The sequence below is a fragment of the Isoptericola sp. NPDC057191 genome, from assembly GCF_042670225.1.
GTDB lineage: Bacteria > Actinomycetota > Actinomycetes > Actinomycetales > Cellulomonadaceae > Isoptericola.
In genome coordinates, this window is record NZ_JBHUWC010000124.1 from 1 (window position 1) to 12,114 (window position 12,114).

The 12,114-nt window shown below is 74.5% G+C and carries 4 protein-coding genes; 3 read left to right on the forward strand and 1 reads right to left on the reverse strand.

Features of this window, described 5'->3' with window-relative positions; all coding sequences use genetic code 11:
* Positions 1-111: 111 nt before the first annotated feature.
* On the reverse strand, positions 112-1,161 hold the full coding sequence (locus tag ACFT55_RS14520; RefSeq protein ID WP_380244547.1) for an aquaporin: 1,050 nt from the start codon (positions 1,159-1,161) through the stop codon (positions 112-114).
* A gap of 280 nt (positions 1,162-1,441) precedes the next feature.
* On the opposite strand from ACFT55_RS14520, the gene ACFT55_RS14525 reads away from it, so the two are divergent.
* From ACFT55_RS14525 to pulA, 3 genes are all read left to right on the forward strand, one after another.
* Positions 1,442-2,431 (forward strand): malate dehydrogenase, encoded by a 990-nt coding sequence (locus ACFT55_RS14525; protein ID WP_380244548.1) that lies wholly within the window; start codon positions 1,442-1,444, stop codon positions 2,429-2,431.
* Positions 2,432-2,493: 62 nt separating this feature from the next.
* Positions 2,494-6,102: an ATP-binding cassette domain-containing protein gene (locus ACFT55_RS14530; protein WP_380244549.1), complete on the forward strand. Its 3,609-nt coding sequence runs from the start codon at positions 2,494-2,496 to the stop codon at positions 6,100-6,102.
* 160 nt (positions 6,103-6,262) lie between these two features.
* Positions 6,263-12,114 (forward strand): pullulanase-type alpha-1,6-glucosidase (gene pulA, locus ACFT55_RS14535; RefSeq protein ID WP_380244550.1); only part of this gene is annotated, 5,852 nt, incomplete at its 3' end.

Consider the following 12,114-nt stretch of genomic DNA (forward strand, 5'->3'; position numbering starts at 1 on the left):
GACCGCACGCACGACATGGCCGCACGCACGACAGAACGAGTGGGCGGGCACCCGGTGGGGTGCCGGCCCTCTCGCCGTGCTGGTTCCCGCTGAGCGGTGCCGAGCCCTGCGTCAGACGCGGGGCGCGTCGCCCTTCGGCTCGTCGTCGTCCGCGGGGACGTCGGCGACAACGCCGCGACCCAGGGCCGGGTCGCCCTCGGCTGCGGGGGGCACCGCGCCGTCGTCGACGACGTCGTGCTCAGCGTTCCGGTCAGCGTCCACCGCGGCGTCACGCTCGACGACGCGCTCCGGGACGCGGGACGTCTCGTCCACGGTCACGGCGGCGTACTCGAACTCGGTCAGCGCGACGGCGGGCACGGGCTGGAAGGCCCGCGTGAACAGGGCGGCGAGCGCCGCACCGACCAGCGGTCCGACGACGAACAGCCACAGCTGGCCCCAGGTCCAGCCGCCGGCGAACACCGCCGAGGCGAACGAGCGCGCCGGGTTGAGGGACGCGTTGGTGACCGGCCAGGCCACGATGATCAGGGCGCCGAGCGCCAGGCCGATGACGACGGGGGCGAACGCGGACTTCGACCGCTTGCTCGTCACGGCGAGGATGATGCCGACGAAGACCGCCGTCACGACGACCTCGACGAGCAGCGCGGACCACTGCGTGAACTCCACGGGGTTGCCGGACGACGCGGTGAGCGTCGCGAGCGGCGAGTGGCTGCCGAAGCCGTTGGCCGTGCCCGCGAAGACGGCGGCCTTGTCCGCCGCGCCCAGCAGCGCCGGGTACCCGCTCGGGATGACCGAGAAGAGGACGGCCGCGGCAGCGACGCCGCCGACGAGCTGGGCGAGCCAGTACCAGACGAGGTCACGCCACGCGGCGCGGCCCGCGAGCGTCACGCCCAGGGTCACGGCGGGGTTGAAGTGGCCGCCGGAGACCCCGCCCACGGCGGCGATCGCGCCCATGACGAGGATGCCGCCTGCGAGCGCCACCGGGAGGATCTGGCCGTTGTTGGCCGCGTTGAACGTCGCGGTGCCGACGATCCCGAGCACCAGCACGAACGTGCCGAACGCCTCGGCGGCGAGGCGCGCGAACAGGCCGTACTCGGGCGCGTCGCGCGCCGTCTCGACGTCGACCGAAGCCGTACCGCCCTCGGCGGCGATGTCGTGGGACATGAGGGTCCTTCTCTGCTCGGGAGACGGGCGTCTCGGAGTGCCCCTCGCGTCGGAGGGGCCGGTCGTGCGTGACCGGCCTCACGGCCGGCTGCGCGGGCATGCTTCCACCGCGGTCTGAACGGTTGCTGAGCGCGGGCCGACGGTGGCGCTAGTTCGCACCGTACCGCGCGTCGGTGCGGGCCGCGCCCCCGCCACGACGGCGGTGCGCCGGTCCGTGCGGGTTGTGCACGCCCGTCTCCGGGCGGTCGACCCGGGGGCCCGGCTGCGTCAGAGTAGGGGCATGACCACACCAGTGAACGTCACCGTCACCGGGGCCGCGGGCCAGATCGGGTACGCGCTGCTCTTCCGGATCGCGTCGGGCGCGATGCTCGGCCCCGACACCCGCGTGCGGCTGCGGCTGCTGGAGATCCCGCAGGCGGTGAAGGCTGCCGAGGGCACGGCGATGGAGCTGGACGACTGCGCGTTCCCGCTGCTCGACGGCATCGACATCCACGACGACCCGGCGGCGGGCTTCGCGGGGACGAACGTGGCGCTGCTGGTGGGGGCGCGGCCGCGCGGGCCGGGCATGGAGCGCGCGGACCTGCTGGAGGCGAACGGCGGCATCTTCCGGCCGCAGGGCCGGGCGATCAACGACGGCGCGGCGGACGACGTGCGGGTCCTGGTGGTGGGCAACCCCGCGAACACGAACGCGCTGATCGCGGCGTCGAACGCGCCCGACGTGCCGAAGGACCGGTTCACGGCGATGACGCGCCTGGACCACAACCGCGCGCTGTCGCAGCTGGCGAAGCGGGCCGACGTGCCCGTCTCCGAGGTGCGCCGGGTGACGATCTGGGGCAACCACTCGGCGAGCCAGTACCCGGACGTCTTCCACGCCGACGTCGCGGGCACGGCGGGCGCGTCGTTCGCGCAGGACGACCCGGCCTGGCTGGAGGACGACTTCATCCCGACCGTCGCCAAGCGGGGCGCCGCCATCATCGAGGCGCGGGGTGCCTCGTCCGCGGCGTCGGCCGCCAACGCGGCGATCGACCACGTCCGCGACTGGGTGCTCGGCACGCCCGACGGGGACTGGACCAGCGCCGGGTTGTGGTCGACCGGTCAGTACGGCGTGCCGGAGGGCCTGGTGTCGTCGTTCCCGGTGACGTCGTCGGGCGGCGCGTGGGAGGTCGTGGAGGGGCTGGAGCTCGACGAGCTCTCCCGGGCGCGCATGACCGCCAGCGTGGCGGAGCTTGCCGAGGAGCGGGACGCGGTGCGGGCCCTCGGCCTGATCTGACCTGTCGGACGCCCGATAAAGAGCGGCGGGGCGTCGGTGGGCCCGCATAGGCTTTCCGGGCCATGATCGACGCCCCTGCCGCCCGCGCGGACCACGACCTGACCACCCCGGCCGCCCCCCACGACGACCCTGCCCGTCGCCTCGACTGGCGCCGCCTGCGGGGGCCGGTCGCGGCGGTCGCGATGGTCGCGCTCACCCTCGGGGCGGTCGGTGCCGCGCTCGGCACGGTCGTCGCGGGTCGGCTGGCCGAGGACCCGACGACCGGGCTGCTCCTGCTGCTCACGCTCTGCGTGGTCGGCGCCGCCCTGTTCGACACGGCCGGGCAGGTCGTGTGGGCGGGCGTCGTGGACCGGGCCGAGGGTCGGCTGCGGGGCGACCTGCTGACGGCCGCCCTGCACCAGCCGCTCGCGACGCTCACGGAGCAGGCGGTGGGCGAGGTGCTCGACCGCGTCGACGACGACACGCACGCCGTCGGCACGCTCGTGCGCCGCCAGCTGTGGGGCGCGGGGCGCACGGTCGTGGGCGTGGTGCCGATGTGGGTCGTGGCCGGGCTCACCTGGTGGCCGGCGTGGGCGCTGTTCCCGGCGCTGGGGGTCCTGGCCGGGTTCCTCGTGCGGCCGATGCTGGGCGAGATCGCTCGCCGCAAGGTCGTCGAGGAGGCCGCCTGGACGGACCACGCGGCGACGTTCGAGGAGTCGGTCGCCGCGCGCGACGACCTGCGCACCAGCCTGGGCCAGCCGTTCGCGGTCCGCCGGCTGGCGCAGCGCTCGGCGGACGTGCACCGCAAGTTCGCGGCGGTCGTGACGGTCGAGTCGAAGATGCTGCGCCGTGCCGGGCTGGTCCTGGCGGCCCTGCTCGCGGGTGTCGCCGTGACCGGTGCCGCCCTGGCCTCGGGCGGGGAGCTGCCCGTCCAGGACCTCGTGACCCTGTTCCTCGTCACCGCCATGTTCGTGGGCCAGGTGGACAACCTCATCCACCACCTGCCGGACATCCAGGAGGGGCTGGGCGCGATCACGCGCATCAAGCAGATGCTCGGTGTCGAGCCGGAGCCGACGGGCGGCCGCGACCTGCCCGACGGGCCGGTCGGCATCGAGCTGCGCGACCTGCATTTCTCCTACGCCGAGGGCACCTTCGCGCTCCAGGGCGTGAACCTGCGGGTGCCGGCAGGCCAGACCGTCGCGCTCGTGGGCCGCACCGGGTCGGGCAAGTCGACGCTCGCGTCCCTGCTCTCGCGCGCCGTCGAGCCCGAGCCGGGAACGGTGTTCCTGGGCGGCGTCGACGTGCGCGACCTGGACCTGCAGAGGCTGCGTGCCGCGGTGGGCGTCGTGACGCAGCGCACCGAGATCCTGGCCGGGACGCTGGCCGAGAACATCGCGCTCTTCGCCGACGTGCCGCGCACGGACGTCGAGGCCGCGGTCCGCGAGCTGCGCCTGGACGCGTGGGTGTCGGGGCTGCCCGACGGTCTCGACACCCTGCTCGGCCCGGGCGGGACGTCGCTGTCCGCAGGGGAGGAGCAGCTGGTGGCGTTCGCGCGCCTGCTGGTCCGCGACGTGCAGGTGGTCGTGCTCGACGAGGCCACTGCGCGCATGGACCCCCTCACCGAGGCGCGGGTGGTGGCGGCGTCGGAGCGGCTGCTCGCCGGACGGACGGGCGTGCTCGTCGCGCACCGCCTCACGACCATCGAGCGTGCCGACCTGCTCGCGGCGCTGGACCACGGTCGCGTCGTGCAGCAGGGCCCGCGTGCGCGGCTCGCGCGCGAGGACGGGCCGTACCGCGACCTGCTGCGCGCGAGCGACGTCGCGGACGCCGGAGCCCTCGCGCCCGCCGACCCTGCGCCGGCCGACGACCTGCCCGCGGACGACCTCGCCGGCGACGCGCCGGTCGCGAGCGCCGGGTCCGCCGAGGCCGTGGCGACGGCGCTGACCCCGACGACGCACGCCGTGGGCGGTCGGCGACGCCGGGGCGCGCCGCCCGAGCTCGAGGACCCGGGCGAGGGCCCGAGCCTGGCGCGCGGCGTGCTGCACGCGTTGTTCGTGCGGCCCGCCTGGGGTGCGCTGGGTGCCGCCCTGTTCCTGGTGGCGAGCCTCGTCTCCGCGCAGGGCGCGCTCACCGGCTTCCTGTGGGGCCGTGCCGTCGAGGGGCTCGACGACGGGTTCCCGACGGCGCTCCTGGTGTCGTTCGTCGTGCTGCTCGTGGTGGCGCCGCTGGCGCTCGCCTGGGCGCTGTTCGTCTACCCGCGGTGGTGGGTGGAGGTGCTGCTGCGCGTGCGGATGTCGGTCATGGCCGGTCAGACGCGGCAGCGGCGCCTGCGCGCGACGCCGCCGGGCGAGGTCGTGGCCAGGTCGATGGACGCCGACCGGTTCGTGCGGTACGCCGACCGCTGGGTGGACTTCGTCAACGGCCTCGTGATCGCCGGCGTCACCGCGCTGCTGAGCGGCTCGTGGCTCGCGGGCGGCGTGCTCCTCGCCGTCATGGTCGTCTCGGCGGCGGCGTCCGCGATCGGGCGGCCGATCGCCGGCCGGTCGGCGACGCGCTCGTCCGCGGCGCGCGCCCGGTTCGGCCGCGCGCTCGTCTCGACGCTCGACTCGGCCCGCACCGTGAAGCTCGCGGCGCGCACCCCCGAGGTGCACGCGCACCTGCGGCAGGTGGACGGGGGGCGTGTGCGGGCGGCGATCTTCGAGCACCGGATCCAGGCGGCCCTCGACGGCGTGCCGATGATCATGGTGCAGCTCGGCGTCGTCGCCGCGTGGGCGGGCCTGCTCACGGGCACGTGGGGGCTGGCCACGGCGCTGCTGGTCGCGAACGCGGTGAACGGCTTCGGGTGGTTCGGCGTCGTCGCGGGCGCGGTAGTGACCGAGGCGCCGGGCACCCGGTCGTGGCAGCGCGCCACGGGCCGCTTCGCCGCCGGCGCCGACCTCATGGACGTGCCCGCCGGCGTCGACCTCCTCACCGGGGCGGCGCCCCTGCCGGCGGCCGGCCCGCGCCAGACGCTGGAGCGGCTGCACCTGGAGGGTGTCACCGCGGTGCACGACGACGGCACGATCGGCGTGTCCGACGTCGACCTGGAGGTGCGGCGCGGCGAGCTCGTGCTGCTGCTCGGGCAGGTGGGCTCCGGCAAGTCGAGCCTGCTGTCCGCGCTGAGCGGCCTCATGGAGCACACGGGGAGCATCCGGTGGAACGGGCGCGACGTCACCGACGCCCAGTCGTTCCTGCGCCCCGGGCAGGTGGCGCACGTGGCCCAGGTGCCGCGGGTGCTGTCGGGCACGTTCACCGAGAACGTGCGGCTCGACCACGAGCGGGACGTCGACGGCCCCGTCGCGGCGGCGCGGCTCGGGCAGGACGTCGCCGAGGCCGGCGGGCCGGACGCGCTCGTCGGGCACCGCGGCGTGCGGCTCTCGGGCGGCCAGGTGCAGCGGCTCGCGCTCGCTCGGGCCCTGGCGACCGACGCCGAGCTGCTGCTCGCCGATGACGTGTCGAGCGCGCTCGACGCCACCACCGAGATCGAGCTGTGGGCGTCGCTGCGCGAGCGCGGCACCACCGTCGTGGGCGCGACGTCGAAGCGCGCGGCGCTGTCGCGCGCCGACCGCGTCGTCGTCCTCACGGACGGGCGCGTGGCGGAGGTCGGACCCTGGCACGAGCTCGCGCCGCGCTGGAGCCACCTGGCCGGCTGACCTGGGTTGTGGGTACGAAAAGGGCGGGAATCCTCGACGGGATTCCCGCCCTTTTCGTACCCACAGCGGGCCGGGGCGAGGCCTTGCTGCAAGGTTGCAGCAACGGTACAGTCGCGGCGGGTCGCGATTCGCGCGCCCGGACGACGAAGGAGTCCTCCTCATGCCCCGTGCTGCCCAGGCCCTCGCCCACCGAAGGCGTCCGACCCGCCGCGCGGCGGCATCGCTGACCGCCGTCGCCCTGACCGTCCCTGCGCTGTCGGCGGGCCTGGCCGGCCTGGGCGTGTCGGCGGCCCCGGCCGCGAGCGCCGCGGACCGGACGGCGACCCTGGTCGGGAGCCTGCAGTCCGAGCTGGGCTGCGCCCAGGACTGGGACCCGACGTGCGCGGCGACGGCGCTGACTCCCGCCGGCGACGGCACGTTCAGCGCCGAGGTGGACCTGCCGGCGGGCAGCTACGAGTACAAGGTGGCGCTCGACGGCGCCTGGGACGAGTCGTACGGCCGCGAGGGGACGGACAAGAACGCACCGCTCGTGCTGGAGGGCGACGCGCGGGTGCGGGTCACGTACGACGACGCGACGCACCGGACCGCGCTCACCCCGCTGACGCTGGCGGGTGCGTACGACGACGCGGCCGACGCCGACCTCGTGGTCCCGCCGGTGCGCCAGCCCGGCTCCGACGAGCGGTTCTACTTCGTCATGACCGACCGGTTCGCGAACGGCGACACCGGCAACGACACCGGCGGGTACGAGGGCGACCGGCTGGCCACGGGCTTCGACCCCACGGACAAGGGCTTCTACCAGGGCGGCGACATCGCCGGCCTGCGCCAGAACCTGGACTATGTCGAGGGCCTGGGCACCACGGCCATCTGGCTCACGCCGTCGTTCCTCAACCGGCCCGTGCAGGGCACCGGGGCGAACGCCAGCGCGGGCTATCACGGCTACTGGGTCACCGACTTCACGCGGATCGACCCGCACCTGGGCACCAACGACGAGCTGCGCGCCCTGATCGACGAGGCCCACGCCAAGGGCATCAAGGTCTACTTCGACATCATCACGAACCACACGGCGGACGTCGTCGACTACGCCGAGGGTGAGTACGGCTACGTCGACCAGGCCACGTCGCCGTACACGGACGCCGCCGGGAACGTCTTCGACCCGGCCGACGTCGCCGGCAGCGACGACTTCCCGGCCATGGACGCGGCGACGTCGTTCCCGTACACGCCGGTGATCGCGCCCGAGGACGCGGACGTCAAGGTGCCCGCCTGGCTGAACGACCCGACGCTCTACCACAACCGGGGCAACTCGACGTGGACGGGCGAGTCGGTCACCTACGGCGACTTCGACGGCCTGGACGACCTCATGACGGAGGACCCGCGCGTCGTGCAGGGCTTCGTCGACGTCTACGACGACTGGGTCGACCTCGGCATCGACGGCTTCCGCATCGACACGGTGAAGCACGTGAACCCGGAGTTCTGGGAGTCGTGGTCGGCGCAGGTCATGGAGCACGCCCACGCCCAGGGCAAGGACGACTTCTTCATGTTCGGCGAGGTCTACGACGCCGACTCCGCCAAGACGTCCCCGTACGTGCGCGACACGGACATGAGCTCGGTGCTCGACTTCTCCTTCCAGGCAGCCGCGACCAGCTTCGCGAGCGGCAACAGCGCCCGCGGCCTGGCGAGCCTGTTCGCGAGCGACGACCGGTACACGACGCCGACGAAGTCCGCGTCCGCGCTGCCGACGTTCCTCGGCAACCACGACATGGGCCGCGTCGGGTACATGCTCGCCGGCACCGACGAGCCGCTGGCGCGCGACGAGCTGGCGCACGACCTCATGTACCTCACCCGCGGCCAGCCGGTGGTCTACTACGGCGACGAGCAGGGCTTCGCCGGCGCCGGCGGGGACAAGGACGCGCGCCAGACGCTGTTCGCCACCCAGGTGGACGAGTACGCCGACCAGCCGCTCGTCACGGGGGAGCGGGCGGGCAGCGTCGACCGGTACGCCACCGACGCCCCGCTGTACGAGCACATCGCCGAGCTCGCCGCCCTGCGCGAGGCGCACCCCGCGCTCGCGACGGGCGCGCAGCTGGAGCGCTACGCCGAGAACGGTGCGGGGATCTACGCCTTCAGCCGGGTGGACCGGGACGAGAAGGTCGAGCACCTGGTCACGGTGAACAACGCCGCCGGGGCCAAGAGCGCCACCTTCACGACGCTCACCCCGGGCGCCACCTACGACGTGCTGTACGGCGACCTCGGGGGCGGCGCCGCGACCCTGACCGCGGACGACGCCGGCGAGGTCACCGTCACCGTGCCGGCGACGTCGGCCGTCGTGCTGCGCGCGGACCGCACGGTCGGCGCGGCCTCGGAGGGCACGCTCGAGGTCGCGGTCCCCGCGGCCGGCGCGGCCGTGACGGGGACCGCGGCGGTCGCGGCCGACGTCGACGACGACGCGTGGGCGGAGACGTCGTTCGCGTGGCGTGCCGTGGGCACCGACGCGTGGCACGCCCTCGGCACGGCCGAGGACACCACGCCCCGCGTCTTCCACGACACGGGCGACCTGGCGGAGGGCACGCTGGTCGAGTACCGCGCCGTGACGCAGGACGCGGACGGCGACCGCACGGCAGCCTCGACCTTCGCGTCGGTGGGCGTGGACGTCTCCGGCACGGTCGGCGACGTCGAGCCGGAACCCGACATCGACCTCGTCACCGTGCCCGGCAGCCACAACAGCGAGATGGGGTGCGCCGGCGACTGGACGCCCGACTGCGAGGGCGCCCGTCTGACGAGGCGTCCCGACGGCGTGTGGGCCGGGACGTTCGACCTGCCCGCCGGGGACTACGAGTACAAGGTCGCCGTGAACGGCTCCTGGGAGGTCAACTACGGCGTCGGGGGAGTGCGCGACGGCGGCAACGCCTCGTACTCCCACGCGGGCGGCAAGGTCACGTTCTACTGGGACCCGGCGAGCCACGACTTCTCCTCGACGGCGCAGGGTCCCGTCGTCACCCTGGCCGGGTCGTTCCAGGACCAGGTCGGGTGCCCGGGCTCGTGGGCGCCGGACTGCCTCGCGACGTGGCTGAAGGACCCGGACGGCGACGGCACGTACACCTGGTCCACGGACGACCTCGCGGCCGGGGCGTACGAGGTCAAGGTGGCTCACGGCCTGAGCTGGGCGGAGAACTACGGCGTGGGCGGCGCGCGCGACGGCGCCAACTACTCCTTCAGCGTGGGTGACGGCGAGACGGTGGCGTTCTCGTACGACCTCGCCAGCCACGTGCTCGAGATCGGCGTCGAGAACCCGCCGCTGCCGGGCACCGGCCAGCAGGCGGCGCACTGGGTGCGCGAGGGCCTCCTGCTCGCGCCCGGGGACCTCGGCGCAGGCGACGGCTGGACCCTGTGGACGGCGCCGGAGGGCGGGCTCGCCGTCGTCGACGGCCAGGTCCGCGGGCCCGACGGCGGCGACCTGCCGGCGGGCGCCGCGTCCTACGACCTCGCCCCGGCGGGGGACGTGCCCGACGACGTCGCGCGCGACTTCCCGGCGCTCGCCGGCCACACGGCGCTCGCGCCGGTGGGCGACGACGGCGAGCCGCTCGACCGGGCGGTCGTGGAGCGGCTGCTGACCGGCCAGCTCCTGGTCACCCGCGCGGCGGGGGACGGGCTCACCGCGGCGACCGGGGTGCAGCTGCCGGGGGTCCTCGACGACCTGTACGGCGACGCGGCGGCACGCCGGACCTTCGGCGTCCGGCTGCACCCGAGCGGCAGGTGGGCGTCGTTCGCGCTGTGGGCGCCGACGGCCCAGGACGTCGACGTGCTGGTCTGGCCCGCCGGGCGCGACCTCGGGGCCGACCCGGAGCGGTTCGACGCCGCGCGCGAGGCCGACGGCTCGTGGACGCTCGACGGCAAGCGGGCGGCGAAGAAGCTCGCCTGGGAGGGCGCCCGCTACCGGTACGCCGTGCGGGTGTACGTGCCGAGCACGGGGAAGGTCGAGACGAACGTCGTCACCGACCCGTCCTCGGTGGGCCTCACGCTCGACTCGACGCACTCGGTGGTCGTCGACCTCGACGACCGGCGGTGGCAGCCGAAGGTGTGGCGCACCACGCCGCAGCCGGTGGTGGCGCGCGCCGTGGACCAGACGATCTACGAGCTGCACGTGCGGGACTTCTCGATCTCGGACGAGACGGTGCCGGCCCGGGAGCGTGGCACGTACCTCGCGTTCGCGCGGGGACGCTCGGACGGCATGACGCACCTGCGCGAGCTGGCGGACGCCGGTCTGACCACGGTGCACCTGCTGCCGACGTTCGACATCGCGACGATCCCCGAGGACCGCGCGGCCCAGGCGACGACCGGCGACCTGTCCGGCTACGCCCCGGACTCGCAGGAGCAGCAGGCGGCCGTGGCCGAGGTCGCCGCGCGCGACGGCTTCAACTGGGGCTACGACCCGCTGCACTGGTCGGTGCCCGAGGGCTCGTACGCCGTCGACGCGGAGGGCGGCGCGCGCGTGGCGGAGTTCCGCACGATGGTGGGCTCGCTGCACGCCGCCGACCTGCAGGTGGTGCTCGACCAGGTGTTCAACCACACCGCGGCGAGCGGGCAGGACGCGAAGAGCGTGCTCGACCGGGTCGTGCCGGGCTACTACCAGCGGCTGGACCCGGCCACGGGTGCGGTCGAGACGAGCACCTGCTGCCAGAACGTGGCGACGGAGCACGCGATGGCCGAGAAGCTCATGGTCGACTCGGTCGTCACGTGGGCGCGCGACTACAAGGTGGACGGGTTCCGCTTCGACCTCATGGGTCACCACAGCCGAGACAACCTCCTCGCGGTGCGCGAGGCGCTCGACGCGCTGACGGTGCGCAAGGACGGCGTCGACGGCTCGGCGGTCTACCTGTACGGCGAGGGGTGGAACTTCGGCGAGGTCGCGGACAACGCCCTGTTCACCCAGGCCACGCAGGGACAGCTCGGCGGCACCGGCATCGGGACGTTCAGCGACCGGCTGCGCGACGCCGTGCACGGCGGGTCGCCGGTGGACGGCGCGTCGCGGTTCACCCAGGGCTTCGGCACGGGGCTGTTCACCGACCCGAACGGCCGCGAGGCCAGCGAGGGTGACGCGGGCAGCGTCAACGACGGCTCGGACGACGAGCGCGCCGACCTCGGCCACCAGACCGACCTGGTGCGCCTGGGCCTGGCGGGCAACCTGCGGGACTTCGCGTTCACCGCGTCCGACGGCGCGGTGACCCACGGCGAGGACCTCGACTACCGGGGCGCCCCCGCCGGGTACGCGGACTCGCCGGAGGAGGTCGTCACCTACGTGGACGCGCACGACAACGAGACGCTCTTCGACCTGCTGACGCTCAAGCTGCCCCGGGACACCTCGATGCCCGACCGGGTGCGGATGAACACCGTCTCGCTCGCGACGACGGCGCTCGCCCAGACCCCGTCGTTCTGGCACGCCGGCACGGACCTGCTGCGCTCGAAGTCGCTGGACCGCAACTCCTACGACTCCGGCGACTGGTTCAACGCGATCGACTGGTCGGGGCAGGACAACGGTTTCGGGCGCGGCCTGCCGCCGGCGGCGGACAACTCCGCTGCGTGGCCGGTGATGGCCCCGCTCCTGGCCGACCCGGCGCTCAAGCCCGCCCCGGCGGACATCGCGAGGGCGTCGACCGCGGCGCGCGAGCTGCTGGAGCTGCGCTCCTCGACGCGACTGTTCCGGCTGGGCAGCGCCGGACTGATCGAGCAGAAGGTGTCGTTCCCGGGCTCGGGCCCCGACGCCACCCCGGGGGTGATCGCCATGGCCGTGGACGACACGGTGGGCCGGGACGTCGACCGCCGGCTCGACGGCGTGCTGACCGTCTTCAACGCGTCGCCGGACGCGGTCACGCTCGACCTGCCGGCGCTGCGGGGCCGGGACTACCGCCTCTCGGCGGTGCAGCGGTCGGGCGGCGACCCGGTGGTCCGCGCGACGCGGTGGGACGCGCGGTCGGGGAAGGTGACCGTGCCTGCACGGACCGTCGCGGTGCTGGAGGA